Genomic DNA, 16,727 nt, shown 5'->3' with positions numbered 1-16,727 from the left:
AACTGAACGTTCAGTTTATAAAATCACTTGTGAGAAGTCATGATTACACTCAAAAAACCACTTAAAAAGGAGTTCATTCATATGGCTAATGGAAACAAACAAGCAGGTCAGAGGATTTCACCCAGTTTAACCCTTCTTCTCGCAACTGCATGCGGTATCATTGTTGCTAATCTTTACTATGCACAACCCTTGGTCGGATTAATTAGTAAGGCAATTGGACTTTCTCCAAGCGGTGCTGGATTGATTGTCACACTCACCCAAATCGGATACGTTGCCGGCTTACTATTCCTTGTCCCTTTAGGAGATATTATCGAAAACAAAAAACTTATTGTTGTATCGCTCCTTCTAAGCGCAGCGGCTTTGACACTAACAGCATTTGTGAAGCATGGAACACTGTTTTTAGCAGCTGCGTTTTTCGTCGGATTGGGATCAATCGCAGCCCAAGTGCTTGTTCCATTTGCATCATACCTTGCATCAGACGCTGCACGCGGCCGGGTTGTTGGCAATGTCATGAGCGGCTTATTACTCGGTATTATGCTTTCCCGTCCGATATCTAGTCTAGTCGCTGATATCTGGGGGTGGAATGCAATATTCGCTTTGTCCGCCGTGGTAAGTGTTATCCTGGCCATCGTATTATCAAAAGTGCTTCCTGCCAGAAAACCAACAGCAAATACAAACTATACTGCCTTACTCGGTTCAATGTGGAAGCTGCTGCGCACGACTCCAGTCTTACGCCGCCGTGCCATCTATCATGCGTTTGTATTTGGAGCTTTCAGCTTGTTCTGGACAACTGTTCCTTTATTATTGTCCGGTCCTGATTTTCATTTTTCTCAGAAGGCAATAGCACTCTACGCATTGGTGGGCATTGCGGGTGCAGTCACTGCACCAATAGGCGGCCGCCTGGCTGATCGAGGCTTAACCAGGCTTGCCACTGGAATCGCTCTCGGTGTTGTCGTTGTCTCTTTATTACTGCCGCTCATGATTCAGAGCAGCTCCCCCGTCGGTATAACAGTTCTAGTGGCCGCTGCTATTCTGTTAGATATGGGTGTATCTGCAAACCTTGTGCTCAGTCAACGTGCTATTTTTTCGTTGGCGCCTGAAATTCGCAGTCGATTAAACGGATTATTCATGGCGATCTTCTTTCTAGGCGGTGCGATAGGGTCATCAATTGGAGGATGGGCATATGCCTCAGGCGGATGGAGTACAGCATTATGGATTGGAATCGCTTTTCCGGTCATCGCTTTGCTTTATTTCATCACAGAGAAATAAGTATTTCACCAAAAATAAGCAGTCAGGACCAAGCAAATAGCTTATTTTTGGTGGCTTCTTCTTTTTTTGCTATATGTTAAAATCCCTCTGCTGAACAAGAAAAAATCCTGCTTGGTGAGTACAGGATTTTCAAAAATCAATCTTTATGTTAAATCGACACTCTCCAGCTGTTTCAAATACCTTTGCAGGCGAACCTTCGGGTTTAATTCTATATTTGTAATATGCTTTACATACCGATTCGCACTTTCGGCAATTTCTTGGTCACTGATTGTATTGGCGCGATATTCGGCAAAGGAAGGCAGATAGGTCATGCCTACTAAATGGGCAGATGCTTGGAACGGTTTTGTCAGCTCGCTTATCGAAAACAAGTTATATCCGCCGGCTTGATAAGAGTGTTCAGGTGAACCGATGGACATGGCAGTTACCCACTCTTTCCCCTTCAATTTATTTCCGCCGGGACCATGAGCCCAGCCAAACGTAAACACTTCATCAAACCACTGTTTTAAAAGCGGTGGGCTGCTGTACCAGTATAATGGAAACTGAAAAACGATACGGTCATGGGCCAGGAGCTGCTGTTGTTCAAATTCCACATCAATTGGTTGATCGCGATATTTTTCATAAAGATCATGGACAGTTACATCTGGTTCACTTAAAACGGCTTCTTTCCACTTTTTATTGATACGAGAGGATTCTATATTCGGATGTACAACGAGTACGAGTGTTTTCATATGATCCATTCCTTTCATTCCTTAGATGTGACATCATTATATGATGTATATTAAAATATAAAAAGTACGCACATTGAATGTATATAGTATCAAAAAGTATACTATTAGGAGTGAACAGCTTGAGAAATCGTAAACTCGGCATTGATTATTCTTCTGATGACTTTGAAGGATGTCCGGTGGAGACAACATTAGATATCATCGGAGGTAAGTGGAAAGGCATTCTTCTTTATCATCTCATTGACGGTAAAAAGAGGTTTAATGAGTTTCGAAAACTATACCCAAAAATTACCCAGCGTATGCTCACGCTACAATTAAGAGAATTGGAACGGGATGGCGTGATTCACCGCGAGGTTTATAAACAGGTCCCTCCAAAAGTCGAATACTCTTTAACTGAGTTTGGAAGAACATTAGAACCTGTTATCCTGCACATGAAGGACTGGGGAGAAAAATATAAAGACAGGATTGATAAGCTCGAAGCAGCACGTAAAGCTGAAGATAAAATCTAATAACCAGAAAAAATACCAAGGGTTTTGACGCCCTTGGTATTTCTGTGATTCAGACCTTCACCGGTTATTCACCCACAAGCCTCAAAAAAGTGTTTTTGATTAAATTACCCGCGGCATGTCAGTTACGGTTAAAAAGGTCATTCTATTTTTTAGTGATGATTAAGATTTCTAAAATTGCTGCCCTTCACTTCAGCTACATCATACACGGTAACAAAGGCAGTTTTATCAATATCATTAATAATTTCCTTTAGTTTGGTTTCTTCTAAACGGTTGATGACACATGTGATTTCTTTAAATTTCTCGTGGGAAAAACCCCCGTAAGCTTCTTTATATGTGGCGCTTCGGCCTAATTGATCACGTATTGTCTCTACCATTAATTCAGGTTGGGTTGTAATAATTTGAAAGGTTTTAGAGCCGCTTAAGCCTTCCTCCACAACATGAATCACTTTGGATGCAATGTAGTAAGCAATGACTGAAAGCAATGCCCCTTGTAAGCCAAATACTGTGGAAACAAAAATAAACACAAATAGGTTTAAGAATAGAATGAGATCGCTCGTTCCGAATGGCAGTTTTCGGGATAGCAGCACAGCAAGCATGTCAATTCCATCTAATGCGCCGCCATTACGCAGCGCCAGCCCCATTCCGAATCCAAGGATAATCCCGCCGACAACGGTAATTAACAGGGTATCTCCTTCTATGATAGCGGGTGTGTGGTGGAAAAAGCTTGTCCCCGCGGCAAGCGATACGATTCCGATAATTGATAATAATGCAAAGCTTTTCCCAATTTGCTTATATCCTAACCAGACAAATGGAATGTTGATCACAGCAATCAAAATCCCCAGCGGCAAGTTGAATAGCTGTGAACCAACGATGCTAAGACCCGTCACCCCTCCATCAGATACACTGTTTGGAATGAGCACTGTTTCTAGTCCATATGCCGCTATGATTCCTCCAATGATAACCATGATGATTTGGAGAATCATTTTCGCTTTAAATTTCTTATGTTTTTTGGGTGTATTCATACCATTCCTCATTTCTCAAATATTTCTTTATATTTAAATATACCATAATAGATATTTTCAGCTAAAAACATGCGTTTTTTTAAATAAAGTAACTAACAGTAAGGTAACCCTCTTTGACTTAGAACATTCATGTACCGTGCCGCCTGTTGAGCAAGCGGCCCCTTTCACTTCAGATCGTGAATCGCCCTCAAACTTCAACACCGAAAATCCTAATTTATTCTGATATGATACTTAAAAAAGGAGGTTTGATTACAATGAATAGCCTGTGCCGCAGTAAACAAGCCCCATTTGAATACACCTTATCTCTTATAGGGGGCAAATGGAAAATGAGAATTCTCTATGAGTTAGGGTGTGAAAAAACGATGAGATACGGCGAGCTGAAAAGGGCTATGCCCTTCATCACCCATAAAATGTTAAGCGCACAGCTTAAGGAATTGCAAACTGACGGCCTTATTCATCGGTCTGAGGTTTCTCACACCCCACTGAAAGTAGAGTATTCGTTATCTGACAGAGGGCGATCTTTGTATCCCCTCATAGATGAGATGTGTAAGTGGGGAATGGCACAAGGAGGGCCTCATATGTAAAGCTACTTACAAAAAAGTGCGTACTTGTTTCCCAATGAGAGGAATTTTATACTGAATGAAAATATTTCTTAGGAGGAAATAATGACAAAACAAGTCTATATCATTCATGGCTACAGAGCCTCCTCAACAAATCATTGGTTCCCTTGGCTGAAAAAACGTCTGCTCGCAGATGGGGTCCAAGCAGACATTTTAAACATGCCTAATCCGCTCCAGCCAAGACTTGAGGATTGGCTGGATACACTCTCTTTATATCAGCACACTTTACATGAAAATACGTATTTGGTTGCGCACAGCTTAGGTTGCCCCGCCATTTTGAGATTTTTGGAACATCTTCAATTACGAAAACAGCTTGGCGGAATCATACTTGTTTCCGGCTTTGCCAAATCATTGCCCACTTTACAGATGTTAGATGAATTTACACAGGGATCGTTTGATCATCAAAAAATCATCGAGTCCGCGAAGCACCGTGCTGTCATTGCTTCTAAGGACGACCAAATTGTGCCTTTTTCATTCAGCAAGGATCTGGCACAACAAATTGATGCTGCGTTATATGAAGTTCAGCACGGAGGTCATTTTCTAGAAGATGAGGGATTTACTTCTTTGCCTATTGTTTATGATGTTTTAACCTCTTATTTTTCAAAGGAAACCCGCTAACATCTTTCACCCATCTGCTTCAATCGAGCCCGCGAAAAGCGGGCTTTCTGAGTTATCGTTTGATCAATACAGATAACTCACCTTCAAACACTTTTACTTCTTTTTGATTATAAGTAGATAGCAATACTGTGAGTATTCCCAATTCATTTCTCTTTGGCTGCTTATCAAGAACCTCAACAATTGTAAACAATTCATCATCCGGATATACGGGTTTTATGAATGTCATATGATTCATCTCTGTTCCGGCTATAATATCGTCTCCATAGAAACCTTCTTCAATCCAAAGTTTAAAAGATATGGCCAGTGTTTGTATGCCGGAAGCGATAATTCCATTAAATCTGCCTTTACTCGCTTTTTCTTCATCTACATGCATATACTGAGGGTCAAATTCACCCGCAAACCGCATAATATCATCTTTTGATACTTTTAATGATTTCGTTTTGAAGACCTGGCCAATTGTAAACTCATCTAACTTCATTCTTACACCTCTATTTTTTCAATTGTCTATTTTGTTTATTTTAGCACTGTGAGGAGCAAATAAAAAATTCTGTTTTTCGCTAAACAGACGTATCGTGGCCTGGACTGCAGGCACTCATCATATACTTAAAAAATATTGAACAGCTCTCAACACTTAGTCGTCACTTGGCCGTTTTGCTAAACTGAAAGCTCCCTCATATCTTCCAGGCAGCCTTCAGTTTTTTTATGCCTTCTCTTATGTCGGATTCAGAAACCCCTGCAAACCCGAGCGAGACCGTTTTTGTAGGAGGATGATGTTGATAAGAAAGAGAAACAGGATAAATTTTTACTCCATGTTTTTTCGCCTTCTCAATTAACTCTTTTTCACCAAATGGCAAATAAACGTCAAGTAAGATACGAAGCCCAGAGTTTTCTCCGCGGATTCTGACATGCTCTCCTAATTCCCTTTGCACTGCCTCTAATACAATGGCTCTTTTTTTGCGGTAAAGTTTTCTCATTCTGTTGATGTGTTTTTGCCACTCTCCATTTTTTATAAATTCAGCTAGGGTTAGCTGACTGTGGCAGGACACTGTCTGCTTATATAAGGACGTGATTTCATGACCCTTTTTTAAAAGAGGCGAAGGAAGAATCATATAGCTGATACGCAGCGAGGGCAAAAGAGACTTAGAAAAAGTGCCCATATAAATGACACGGTTATGCTGATCAAGCCCTTGCAGAGAAGGAACCGGCTGTCCTGTGTACCTAAATTCCCCGTCATAATCATCCTCTATGATAAAGGATTGATTTTCGGCCGCCCATTTGAGCAGCTGAATTCTTCTGTTTATTGTCATTATGGTTCCCAGCGTAAATTGATGGGAAGGTGTGACATATACAAGGTTTGGCTGCTGTTCTTTGATCTTCTGTATACAGATTCCCTCATCATCGACTGGTATAGGAACAATATTCATGCGGTTGGCTTCAAAAATCTTGCGTGCTCTTGGATAACCAGGATCCTCATACCCTATAGAAATATTCGGCTCAAAAACTTGGCACAAGATTTGCAGCAGAATAGGGTTCCCGGCACCTATAATCACTTGTTCAGGGCCGCAATGAACCCCCCGAGATTGATACAGGTACTCTGCAATGAGTGTTCTCAGCTCAAACTCTCCTAAAACATGTCCCGGCCGATAAAGCTCGTGTCCATATTGGTCTAAGCTATTGACCATGCTTTTTCGCCATGCGGAAAAAGGGAAGTAAGAAGAATCTACATTCCCATAATGAAAATCAATCCATTGTTTATTTTCTTCTGCTTCTTGTTGAATGGGTGTTGTGCTTGGCATTCTATCATAAGCAAAATCAGAATCATGATAATCAGCAAACCACCCGCTTCTTGGCTTGCTCACAATATAACCTTCAGCAGCGAGCTGTTCATAGGCACGTTCTACAGTCGTTTGGCTGATGGAAAGCTGATTCGCCAGGAGTCTTTTTGAAGGAAGCTTCATTCCTTTTTGAATACGGCCCCGATGCATATTTTCTTTAAAATACCGATAAAGCTGCTGATAAAGCGGAATATCCAGAGTTCTATTCAAAAAAGGCGTGATATCCATTTGCGCGTTGTTCTCCTAACTGGTATGCATTTTTTTATGAAAACTGGCTGTTTATAAAAGGCCAATTCCAGTTTATAGTCATTGTAATCCTTAGCTGCTGGTTTTGTTAAGAAAATACAGACAATGAACAAGAAAGATATGTGGAGTGATTATAATGAACAAAACAACAAATGGCTGGATAAATGGTTTTATAGGCGTACTCATTTTCAGCGGCTCGCTGCCTGCGACCCGTTTGGCTGTGTCAGACTTCGATCCGTTATTTCTCACAGTTTGCCGTGCTGCGATAGCTGGTGTACTGGCGGGAGGTCTCCTTCTCATCTTCCGGCAGCAGCATCCTGCCAAAAGAGATCTCATTTCATTGTTAGTGGTAGCGTTCGGCGTAGTGATTGGTTTCCCGTTGCTGACAGCTTTAGCGCTTCAGCATGTCACATCCGCACACGCCATTGTCTTCATTGGACTTCTTCCACTCGCAACGGCAGTCTTCGGCGTACTGCGCGGGGGTGAACGCCCTCGCCCCGTCTTCTGGATTTTCTCAGCTGCCGGCAGCTTGTTAGTAGCAGGTTTCGCCCTCATTCAGGGGGGAGGTTCATCCCCGCTTGGCGACGCGTACATGCTGGCTTCTATTGTCGTATGCGGTCTTGGTTATGCAGAAGGGGCCAAACTTTCACGGCGTCTGGGGAATTGGCAGGTGATCTCATGGGCACTCGTTCTGTCGCTTCCTCTTATGCTGCCATTGTCGTTCTTTTTTACGCCGGACTCATGGTCGGCGATCGGCGTTCCCGCACTGCTCAGTCTTGCATATGTATCCTTATTCAGCATGCTGATTGGCTTCGTGTTCTGGTATCGAGGTCTTGCCCAAGGGGGAATTGCAGCGGTTGGGCAGCTCCAGCTTCTCCAGCCTTTTTTTGGACTGCTGCTTGCCTCAGTGATTCTGCACGAGAAAGTGGGCTGGGCACTCGTAGCAGTGAATATCGCCGTTATCATGTGCGTTGCAGCAGCTCGGCGATTTGCAAAGTAAGGCAGACCTTTAAGCATAAACTTCAAAAATGCATGAAGGTATAAAAATACCAAGGGTTGCTGGCCCTTGGTATTTTGTATGCGATCGAGCAGACTTGAGTCTCCCGCTTAGACATATAAGTCAACACCCATTTACCTGCCGCCATTATCAAATCCGCTCTAATAAATCCCCCACTTTTTCTGCCATGACACGAGGTGGATAAGGCATTTCGTTTTTGTTTGCATTTATATCCCACTTTACATTCAATACCTGAAGAAAAAGGGGCAAAACTTCTTAAGATTCTTAGGTTTTCGCGATGCTATTCAAGATCGTTTCCTCTTCTTAAACAGTTTTCAATATCATCCTATCTATTCCATGGTAATATTTAGATACATAAACTTATATATGAAGCTGACCTGAATTAATAGAGAGGAATGAAAAAATGAAGAAACGCAGAAAGATATGTTATTGCAATACTGCCCTGCTGCTTATGATTTTGCTTGCTGGATGTACGGACAGTAAGGATGGAGAAGCACAACAACCTTCAAATCAAGCTTCTGCTGTGCAAACTGACGAAAAACACACTGAGCCTGAAGAGAGCACCAAAATACGCAAGGATGAAGCGGAGCCAATAACAGAATCAGAAGAATCCGCAACAAAAGCTGCAAATGATACCTCTTCAGCAGAAGAGAAAAGCAAAGAAGACAATGTATTGGCAGCATACTCTTCGGAAAAAATTGAATATGCCAGAGTTTGGCTTCAACTTGGACCTAATCAAGAGATAGATGAATTAAATGTTCGACATATTGCGGCTGGCGAGCCAATTAATCCTAATGATGATACAAGTGCCAGCTATCCAGAAAATGTGACCCAGTTGGCAGGTTCTCGTTTAGTGGATGGATCAGTCACTTATCATGGCAATGGGGATGGCACAATTCATGTATATAATGTGCCTTTACGCTGGGATTCCGCTGATGATATAGAAAAAGGCGTCATGCGGGAAGTGACTGAGAGTATCATAAAAAACAGAAAAACAGTGTACGTTGATACAGGCGACGATGAAAAAATCAAGCGGCTCATTGATATCATGATGATTCATTAATCAGTATTCGTTTGTCTGCACCTGACTAAAAACAATGGTTAATAAGGTATATTAATACAAAAACAAAGTTTGGAGTGTAGTAACTTGCTAAAAATCTTCCGGTTCTATTAGTTCTCCTAGGCATTCTAAATGTAATGAGCCATACCATTGAGCTATTTCATTGGATAGATTTCTAGGTGTTGCATTAATATTTTATAACGCTGTCTAGTGGCATACAATGTTAGAAGCATTTCAGCAGTAAGTGAATGTTGTCCTAAGAAAAAACAAGCATCTTACTATGCTTGTTTTTCTTCTATAGAAATGATCTTATTACGCTATGATGCTATTCCTTTAGCCTGAACCTTGGCGTGCCTAATCCTTTAATCCCTTTCCATCGAGAATTTTTTGCACATATTTTTCGACTCTCGATTCTCGGGTTTTGGATTGTTTGGCTTGAGAAAAATAAAGAGTGTACGCTCTTTGCCGTCCCGGGGTCAAAGCTTCAAAAGCAATTTTCAATGCAGGGATTTCATCGAATTTATTTTGAAGTTCTTCAGGAATGTTCAATTCAATATTTTTGTTAACATCCACTTTCAAACCGGCTTTTTCAACTTCAATGGCTTCGTGAATATAGGCTTTCAAAATGTTTTCTAGCTCATTTATTTCCTGAACATTTGTAAACCGAATCTGGCGCGCCGCCTGTACATTCTCCGTTTGTTGAATGAGAATTCCATCTGTATCCTGTAATAAGACGCCTTTGTGGAACAGAAGCGCGCAATATTCTTTAAACCCATGTATTAAAACAATATTTTTATTATGATATGTGTAACAAGGATGCATCCACTTAAAATCTTCAGTCAGCTCACAGTCAAGAATGATGGTTCTCAACTTCTCAAATTCTTCCTTCCACTTTTTCGCTTTACTTAAAAATTCATCAACCTTCGGATTTGTTCTGCTATTTGTCATGAAGGAATTCCCCTCTTTCCAATCTTTTTACATTTACGTGAATTCACAATAATGAAGTCCAGTTTTATTTTTGACATCTCGGTATTTATTTTATTCTTCTATAGGTTCCTTCTCTTATTATTCAATAGATTAAGCTCAAAGTGGGGATGATGCAACAACAAAAAAAGAAGGCCCACAAGCCTTCTCTTTTTGTATAATTATTTCACTGACAATCTGAAAAAATAACAATTCGATGATTATATATCTTTTTTATTCTTGCCAATGCATAAGGTTACGGCAACACTAGCTATACTGACTAAAGTTCCTGCAATAGAAACTAGAATTGTCAAAAAGCCATTGGGAATAAGAAATCCAATTGGAATGAGCCCCAGAAAAGTGAAAACGATAAAACATTGGTATACACCAGATATTATTCTTACAACCAAATTGCCAAAAAAGGACATGACTAATGGAGGGATCAATAAAAATACAACGATTCCAATTGAGATCATCAAGATAATAGGTTCATCAAATGAGATGACATGATCTCCAGGCGACTCTTTAGCAGCCGCTAAAACAACAACGATAGACATCATTAGTGTAACAATAACAAGAGAAAACCTTTTTAACAACGTTATGACTCCTTTACCTAAAGCGAGTAATCCTGCCTTTTTCAAATCCGATAACCATTTTATGTGATTCAATTAAAGAATATGCAGTGAGTGACACAGCTATAAGGAATCCTGGTCAAATCTTTATAATAGATTTAATGGAGCAACTATAGTTCGTTAGAATATTAGATGCTGCAATATACTTTATCTAACAATATAACAAATTAATGTAAATTAAACAATCCTACCCTTTAGCGGCCCCTAGACCATACCACCACCGGAATGAGTAATAAGGACAAAATCCCTCCAATAAGTGATAATGCGAGGTAACTTGAACCTGCCACAATCATTCCAGATAATGCTCCGCCAGCAGCTCCTGACAACGCAATCAGAACATCCACTGTCCCCTGCGTTTTAGCTCGTGTGGCAGTATCAGTTGAATCTACAATAAGGGCAGTCCCGCTTATCAAACCAAAATTCCACCCTAATCCCAGTAAAGAAAGAGCAATGACGAGAAGAATCATAGATTCTCCCGGAGCAAATGCTGCTATTACACCTGCCAAAAGCAACGTTGTTCCAGAGGAAATAGCCATTGCGGTACGTCCCAACCTATCTACAAGAACACCTGTAACAAGTGAAGGGAGATACATAGCACCTATATGAAAACCAATAACAAGACCGACTGCACCCAAGTCATGCCCATGATGTCTCATATGAACCGGTGTCATTGTCATAATAGCTACCATTACTATTTGGGTAAGAACCATAACCGTTGCCCCAACGATTATCCCTTTTTTGTTTTCTGTATGCTCAGTTGCCGCCAAATGTCCTTTATCACCAGGCTCTTCATTTGCCGCTTCTATTGTTCTTGCTATAACTAATGGATCTGGACGAAGCATAATGAAAAGGACCACACCTGCTAACATATATGCTGCTGCGGCTAAAATGAAAGGGCCAGCAAGTGATGGAACACCAATAGAAAGAGCGAAATCCCCCATCACATTCACTAAGCTTGGACCTGCCACTGCGCCAAATGTAGTAAAAACCATGGTTATACTAACAGCAGTCGCTCGCTGCTTATGATTTGCTAAGTCTGTACCTGCATAACGGGCCTGTAAATTAGTGGCTGTACCTGCACCGTAAATAAGCAACGAAATAAATAACAAGAAAATACTATTTATGATTGCTGCCATAATAACGCCTATTGCTCCAAGTCCGCCAATCATAAAGCCAGCTGAAAGACCTGTTCGACGGCCATAACGTTGAGAAAGTCTTCCAACAATTAATGCAGATCCTGCTGACCCTAAAGTAAATAAAGCAGAAGGCAAACCAGCAAACGCATCAGTGCCAAGCATTTGCTGTGCAATAAGCGCACCGACAGTCACTCCTGCCGCCAGCCCCGCACCGCCAAAAATTTGTGAGATACTCACAACGAATAGTGTACGCTTGTATAACGATTTTTGTTTTTCTGGTGAACTGATGTAGCTCTGTAATGAAGCAGTTTGAACATCTATTGCTTTTACGCTGTCCTTGTCTAACATCATCTGACCTTCCTTTCTAAAAGCCAATTTTGTATAAACCTCCCTCTAGATGTGGATCATCATAACACGCACAAAAAAGCCATACAATGTCATAATTGTATGGCAAACAATATTAGGTAAGATCGTCTAGCAAACGTCTCAGGATCATTAATCCTTGTTCAAGCTCTTCAAGTGTTTTTGGTGCACAGACAGAAACCCTTACAGCCCTTTCAGGACAACTATTTCCCACTACAAAGCGTTCAGCCGCATACACTTGCACGCCAAGTCGAGCAGCCAATTCTTCAAATTCGGCACCAGACATTTTACCCGGTAACAACAACCAACGAAAAATGCCTGTTTCAACACCTAAACATGTATATCCCGCAACATATCGGTTTACGAGTTGATTTCTGCGAATGGTTTGTTCACGATGACTCTCAATTAAGACTTCAAATTGATTTGATACAATCGTGCGAGCAGTAAGTTCAGCTAATAGCGGGGAAACAGTTATATTTAAATTATAAAGCGCCTTTGATATTGGCTCCTTATATTGTCTCGGCACTGCTACATAAGCCAAACGCAGGCCTGGCGCTAACGATTTTGATAAACTTGCAATATGAATAACCTGTTGCGGTGCGAATGAGGCGAGTGCCGGAAGCGGATTTTTGTTGAGAAGATGGTACGATGCATCCTCAATAACAAACAGATTATATTTCTTTACAATGTCTGCAACCATTCTTCGATTCTCAACAGACATAAAGGAAGTCGTCGGATTATGATAATCCGGGATTAAATACAAACCTTTAATATTTTCGTTTTTACACGCATATTCAAGTGACTCCGGACTCATTTCATCGTTTTCTGATTTTATCGGTACGATTTGCACACTAAGCAATGATGCAACAGTTTTTAATCCAGGGTACGTATGATGGTCAACTCCGATGCGATCTCCAGGCTTACAAAGACTCGCCAATGTCGCTGCAATCGCATTTTGCCCTCCATTTGCAAATAAAATGTGATCAACGGATGTTTCAAATCCGCCTCTTTGGATGAGCTTTACAGCTGCATCTTTTTGCCAAAGGCTTTCACCTGCCCGGCCATAGCTAAACCATTTTTCATAATCCTCCTCATGAACCATGTTTTTCAGTTGGTATAACAAGGGCTCATATGAAGCGTGATCTGGAAGTATTGCTCCCATTTCAATTAAATGTGTCGGCTTAGTATCCTCAAGTAAATACGCATTCGACAACGCATCATACGATACAAATGTGCCGCTCCCTACAGTCGCACTCAGCAGCCCTTTTAACTCACACACTTTAAATGCTTTTGAAATCGTACTCACATTTAAATCTAGATAATCGGCCAATTCTCGCTGTGGAGGAAGTTTTGTTCCAGGTAATAAAACTCCGTTTAAAATATCCTGTTCCAATTGCCCTGCAAGTGCTTTATAAATAGGCTTTTCAGCTTTATCAATCGATGGCTTCCAGCTCATCGGATAATTTTCAAAAGAATTGATAGGCATGATACGCATCCTTTTTCACTCAATTATATGAATGTGCCGTTTATAAGACAATTATAACTTTCTTTTATTGATGCCTTTTTATGAACAGCATGCTTCAATAAAACCTGTACAAATACAAGTGAATCACTTACTTTATTTCATATAAGTCATCCTGCAAAACTGTGCACAGAATGTCGGATAAATACATTTCACTCCTGTTATTCTTTGGTTAAAGGAGGCCAAATAAATGGATTTGCTTAAAAGTATGAATAGGGCGTTAAAGTATATTGAAGAAAACCTCACTAATGATATTGATTTTCAAGAGGCAGCAAAGCTTGCTTTCTGCTCTGAATATCATTTTAAAAGGATGTTTTCCTTCCTTGCAGGTATTTCATTATCGGAATATATTCGTCGCAGACGTCTTACTCTTGCAGCTTTTGAACTGAAAGACAGCAATGTAAAAGTGATTGATATTGCAATAAAGTACGGTTATAACTCACCAGATTCTTTTGCACGGGCATTCCAAAATTTACATGGCATAAACCCATCAAAAGCCAGATTTAATGGCCATTCCCTTAAAGCTTATCCACGAATGACCTTCCAGCTAACAATTAAAGGAGGAAATGAAATGAACTACCGTATTGAAGAAAAAGAGGCATTTCGCATCGTTGGCATTAAAAAAAGAGTTCCTATTATTTTCAAAGGAATTAATCCGGAAATTGCATCTATGTGGGAAAGTTTAGATGAAAAAGCAATAAATAAACTAAAAGAGCTATCTAATGTAGCACCATCAGGCCTCATTAGTGCATCCACGAATTTTTCTGAAGGTCGGACAGAGGAAAACGGAGAGCTCGATCACTATATTGGCGCAGCCACAACGAAACGGTGTCCAGATAACTTCTCACGGCTTGAAGTTCCTGCCTCAACATGGGCTGTATTCGAATCAATCGGGCCATTTCCGGATACACTGCAAGAAGTATGGGGACGCATTTATTCCGAATGGTTTCCATCGTCAAATTACGAACAAATAGAAGGTCCAGAAATATTGTGGAACGAGCATAAGGATGTAACATCACCATCTTTTAAAAGTGAAATTTGGATACCAATCACAAAAAAGTAATACGTTTTTCAATCAGAGAAGAAAAATTGAAGGTTCTTGAAGAAAAAATACCTAGGGCGTCAAAACCCTTGGTATTTTTGATACTGCCGAGAGGGCTCAAACTCCACCAGTGTTTTTCATTGCCGGACCGGTCATGTAAGCAAAAAAAGCCCCTATATATCCCGATTTGCATGATTCCTAATCTTTAATATCGATTTTTCACTCTCCATAGAAGGCTCTTTATGTAAAGCCAATATTAAAGTTATCCCTATAATACAAATAGCACCAATCCATTGAAAAGAACCAAATGGCGCTTTTAACCAAACGACAGTTGTTACAACAGCTGATAGAGGCTCTAGACTGCCTAGTAGGCTTGTTTCTTTTGGAGAGAGGCTTTCCAAGCTTTTTATGAAGAACCAGAACGCAATCATTGTTCCAAATAATATCACGAATAAGATATATGCATACGCCTCAGCAGTTAATCGTTGAAAATCCAGTTGCCATGGCGGATGGATAAAACCCAATGCAAAACCGCCAATAATCATAGCCCAACCTACAACGACAAGAGAATCAAATTTATTTAATAAACCAACGGCATACAAAGTATAAAAAGCTGCCGCGAATCCTGATAAAACTCCCCATACTACTGCAGCTGCCGGCACTGAAAGTTGAGACATTGAACCATTTGTTAACAAAAAAAAGCAACCCACTAAAGCAAGTACAACAGTTATGATATCTTGTTTGGTAAGAACCGTTTGTTTTCGCAACAGCGTGTAGATAATGACGATTACTGGGGATAAATATTGCAATAACGTAGCAACGGCAGCATTCCCATGTTGAATGGATGCCATATATGTGTACTGCACAGCTAGCATTCCCAATAGGCCAAAAATTAGAAGCTGGCCAGCCGACGCTTTGTGTTTCCACACCTCAATAACCTGGGAACGATCCTTTCTGAACAGTTGCAGCATTAAAAGTAACATTCCAGCCGTAAGCAAGCGTGTCGTTACAAGCCAATTGACATCAATTTGATATTCTTGAAAAAGTTTTTTGGCTACTGTGCCTCCAATCCCCCAACATGTCGCCCCTGTGATAACATAGAACAATCCCATTCTTCTATTGGAAGTATTCATACATGACTCCTCACTAATAAATATAATAATAGTGTTATAATAAATGCAAAACATGATAAAAAATACTCAAATTGAATGAAAAAATATAAATATATTGAGGTGTGAAGTCAGAATGAAGAATTTTGTGATCGATCAAAATTTAAAAGAATTAACAGAGCACCGAACGGTAGAATTGCCAGTTGCCTGCTACAAGACAACGATCAATCAAAATATAAATGGCTATATTCCGCTTCATTGGCATGATGAAATCCAATTTGTTTTGATACTAAAAGGGATAGCTCTCTTTCAAATAAATGAAGAAAAAATAGAGGTTCACGAAGGGGATGGATTATTTATCAATAGCGGCTACCTGCACATGGCCGAAGAAAAGGAAGGCTCGGATTGTACGTATATTTGCTTGAATGTGTCACCCCATTTCGTTTTATCTCAGGAACTGTATTCAAGCTATGTTCAGCCCTATATGTTTTCAACCAATTTGCCCTATTTATTTTTGGCTGGAAATCAACAGTGGGCAAAAAATATTCTAGATGCTGTTAAAAAAATAAATCAATTGATTCAACAAAAGACATCGCTCTATGAGATTGACATTACGATGCAATTAACGTTAATGTGGAAAAACCTGGTCGTTAATGGTTTTCAATTAGAGTACGATCAATCTGAAATGATAAAAAGTCATCGAATGAAACAAATGTTAAACTGGATCCATCTCCATTATGTTGAAAAAATCACATTAGAGGACATTGCAAAAGCTGGCCAACTGAGCCGTTCTGAATGCTGCCGTTATTTTAAACGAATGCTGAATAAGACGCCATTACGTTATGTAATGGATTATAGAATTCAAAAAAGCTTATTATTACTGCAACACCCTGAATCCAATGTGACAGAAGTGTCTTATCAAGTTGGATTTAACAGTACCAGTTATTTCATAAGTAAATTTCAACAAGCGATGAATATGACGCCATTATCATACAAAAAAATGAATTCATAAAGTTTATTCTATTAATAAATGGAGTC

Annotated in this window: 17 protein-coding genes; 8 read left to right on the top strand and 9 right to left on the bottom strand. The window is 40.1% G+C overall.

Annotation, left to right across the window (positions count from 1 at the left end; all coding sequences use genetic code 11):
• Positions 1-81 precede the first annotated feature (81 nt).
• The gene (ydeR, locus tag BSU_05310; RefSeq protein ID NP_388412.1) at positions 82-1,269 is read left to right on the top strand and encodes a putative efflux transporter; all 1,188 of its coding nucleotides are present in this window, start codon (positions 82-84) and stop codon (positions 1,267-1,269) included.
• A gap of 143 nt (positions 1,270-1,412) precedes the next feature.
• On the opposite strand, the gene ydeQ is transcribed toward ydeR, so the two are convergent.
• Entirely contained in the window at positions 1,413-2,006 is a 594-nt protein-coding gene (gene ydeQ / locus BSU_05300; protein ID NP_388411.1) for a putative NAD(P)H oxidoreductase involved in regulating potassium efflux, read from the bottom strand.
• A gap of 110 nt (positions 2,007-2,116) precedes the next feature.
• Between ydeQ and ydeP the strand changes: the two genes are divergently transcribed.
• Positions 2,117-2,503: a putative transcriptional regulator gene (ydeP, locus tag BSU_05290; RefSeq protein ID NP_388410.1), complete on the top strand. Its 387-nt coding sequence runs from the start codon at positions 2,117-2,119 to the stop codon at positions 2,501-2,503.
• 149 nt (positions 2,504-2,652) lie between these two features.
• On the opposite strand, the gene ydeO is transcribed toward ydeP, so the two are convergent.
• A complete protein-coding gene (gene ydeO, locus BSU_05280; protein ID NP_388409.1) occupies positions 2,653-3,525 on the bottom strand; it encodes a putative integral inner membrane protein in 873 nt (290 codons plus the stop codon).
• Positions 3,526-3,779: 254 nt separating this feature from the next.
• Here ydeO and ydzF point away from each other — a divergent pair, with 254 nt between their 5' ends.
• A complete protein-coding gene (ydzF, locus tag BSU_05270) occupies positions 3,780-4,109 on the top strand; it encodes a putative transcriptional regulator (protein NP_388408.1) in 330 nt (109 codons plus the stop codon).
• An 81-nt stretch (positions 4,110-4,190) separates the two neighbouring features.
• Positions 4,191-4,763, top strand: coding sequence for a putative alpha/beta hydrolase (gene ydeN, locus BSU_05260; protein NP_388407.1), 573 nt, complete (start codon positions 4,191-4,193; stop codon positions 4,761-4,763).
• 52 nt (positions 4,764-4,815) lie between these two features.
• Here ydeN and ydeM read toward each other — a convergent pair whose 3' ends face one another.
• Both ydeM and ydeL read right to left on the bottom strand, forming a co-directional pair.
• Entirely contained in the window at positions 4,816-5,241 is a 426-nt protein-coding gene (ydeM, locus tag BSU_05250; protein ID NP_388406.1) for a putative dehydratase, read from the bottom strand.
• 193 nt (positions 5,242-5,434) lie between these two features.
• On the bottom strand, positions 5,435-6,826 hold the full coding sequence (gene ydeL, locus BSU_05240) for a putative PLP-dependent transcriptional regulator (protein NP_388405.1): 1,392 nt from the start codon (positions 6,824-6,826) through the stop codon (positions 5,435-5,437).
• A gap of 154 nt (positions 6,827-6,980) precedes the next feature.
• On the opposite strand from ydeL, the gene ydeK reads away from it, so the two are divergent.
• Both ydeK and ydeJ read left to right on the top strand, forming a co-directional pair.
• On the top strand, positions 6,981-7,844 hold the full coding sequence (ydeK, locus tag BSU_05230) for a putative permease (RefSeq protein ID NP_388404.1): 864 nt from the start codon (positions 6,981-6,983) through the stop codon (positions 7,842-7,844).
• A gap of 421 nt (positions 7,845-8,265) precedes the next feature.
• A complete protein-coding gene (gene ydeJ, locus BSU_05220; RefSeq protein ID NP_388403.1) occupies positions 8,266-8,925 on the top strand; it encodes a putative lipoprotein in 660 nt (219 codons plus the stop codon).
• A 351-nt stretch (positions 8,926-9,276) separates the two neighbouring features.
• Here the strand turns inward: ydeJ and ydeI are convergent, their stop codons facing one another.
• From ydeI to ydeF, 4 genes are all read right to left on the bottom strand, one after another.
• Positions 9,277-9,870, bottom strand: coding sequence for a hypothetical protein (gene ydeI / locus BSU_05210; protein ID NP_388402.1), 594 nt, complete (start codon positions 9,868-9,870; stop codon positions 9,277-9,279).
• A gap of 236 nt (positions 9,871-10,106) precedes the next feature.
• On the bottom strand, positions 10,107-10,553 hold the full coding sequence (ydeH, locus tag BSU_05200) for a putative integral inner membrane protein (RefSeq protein ID NP_388401.1): 447 nt from the start codon (positions 10,551-10,553) through the stop codon (positions 10,107-10,109).
• Positions 10,554-10,711: 158 nt separating this feature from the next.
• On the bottom strand, positions 10,712-12,004 hold the full coding sequence (gene ydeG / locus BSU_05190; protein NP_388400.1) for a putative permease: 1,293 nt from the start codon (positions 12,002-12,004) through the stop codon (positions 10,712-10,714).
• A 109-nt stretch (positions 12,005-12,113) separates the two neighbouring features.
• Entirely contained in the window at positions 12,114-13,502 is a 1,389-nt protein-coding gene (gene ydeF / locus BSU_05180) for a putative PLP-dependent transcriptional regulator (protein NP_388399.2), read from the bottom strand.
• Positions 13,503-13,728: 226 nt separating this feature from the next.
• Here ydeF and ydeE point away from each other — a divergent pair, with 226 nt between their 5' ends.
• On the top strand, positions 13,729-14,601 hold the full coding sequence (gene ydeE / locus BSU_05170; RefSeq protein ID NP_388398.1) for a putative transcriptional regulator (AraC/XylS family): 873 nt from the start codon (positions 13,729-13,731) through the stop codon (positions 14,599-14,601).
• Positions 14,602-14,753: 152 nt separating this feature from the next.
• Here ydeE and ydeD read toward each other — a convergent pair whose 3' ends face one another.
• The gene (gene ydeD / locus BSU_05160; RefSeq protein NP_388397.1) at positions 14,754-15,713 is read right to left on the bottom strand and encodes a putative permease; all 960 of its coding nucleotides are present in this window, start codon (positions 15,711-15,713) and stop codon (positions 14,754-14,756) included.
• A 112-nt stretch (positions 15,714-15,825) separates the two neighbouring features.
• On the opposite strand from ydeD, the gene ydeC reads away from it, so the two are divergent.
• On the top strand, positions 15,826-16,701 hold the full coding sequence (gene ydeC / locus BSU_05150) for a putative transcriptional regulator (AraC/XylS family) (RefSeq protein ID NP_388396.1): 876 nt from the start codon (positions 15,826-15,828) through the stop codon (positions 16,699-16,701).
• Positions 16,702-16,727 lie beyond the last annotated feature (26 nt).

This window comes from Bacillus subtilis subsp. subtilis str. 168, assembly GCF_000009045.1.
GTDB classification, from domain to species: domain Bacteria; phylum Bacillota; class Bacilli; order Bacillales; family Bacillaceae; genus Bacillus; species Bacillus subtilis.
This window is presented reverse-complemented; position numbering and strand designations above follow the sequence as displayed.

Coding starts and splice junctions, on each gene's coding strand:
- ydeR (NP_388412.1), top strand. CDS start 82: ATGGCTAATGGAAACAAACAAGCAGGTCAGAGGATTTCACCCAGTTTA.
- ydeQ (NP_388411.1), bottom strand. CDS start 2,006: ATGGATCATATGAAAACACTCGTACTCGTTGTACATCCGAATATAGAA.
- ydeO (NP_388409.1), bottom strand. CDS start 3,525: ATGAATACACCCAAAAAACATAAGAAATTTAAAGCGAAAATGATTCTC.
- ydzF (NP_388408.1), top strand. CDS start 3,780: ATGAATAGCCTGTGCCGCAGTAAACAAGCCCCATTTGAATACACCTTA.
- ydeN (NP_388407.1), top strand. CDS start 4,191: ATGACAAAACAAGTCTATATCATTCATGGCTACAGAGCCTCCTCAACA.
- ydeM (NP_388406.1), bottom strand. CDS start 5,241: ATGAAGTTAGATGAGTTTACAATTGGCCAGGTCTTCAAAACGAAATCA.
- ydeL (NP_388405.1), bottom strand. CDS start 6,826: ATGGATATCACGCCTTTTTTGAATAGAACTCTGGATATTCCGCTTTAT.
- ydeK (NP_388404.1), top strand. CDS start 6,981: ATGAACAAAACAACAAATGGCTGGATAAATGGTTTTATAGGCGTACTC.
- ydeJ (NP_388403.1), top strand. CDS start 8,266: ATGAAGAAACGCAGAAAGATATGTTATTGCAATACTGCCCTGCTGCTT.
- ydeI (NP_388402.1), bottom strand. CDS start 9,870: ATGACAAATAGCAGAACAAATCCGAAGGTTGATGAATTTTTAAGTAAA.
- ydeG (NP_388400.1), bottom strand. CDS start 12,004: ATGATGTTAGACAAGGACAGCGTAAAAGCAATAGATGTTCAAACTGCT.
- ydeF (NP_388399.2), bottom strand. CDS start 13,502: ATGCCTATCAATTCTTTTGAAAATTATCCGATGAGCTGGAAGCCATCG.
- ydeE (NP_388398.1), top strand. CDS start 13,729: ATGGATTTGCTTAAAAGTATGAATAGGGCGTTAAAGTATATTGAAGAA.
- ydeD (NP_388397.1), bottom strand. CDS start 15,713: ATGAATACTTCCAATAGAAGAATGGGATTGTTCTATGTTATCACAGGG.
- ydeC (NP_388396.1), top strand. CDS start 15,826: ATGAAGAATTTTGTGATCGATCAAAATTTAAAAGAATTAACAGAGCAC.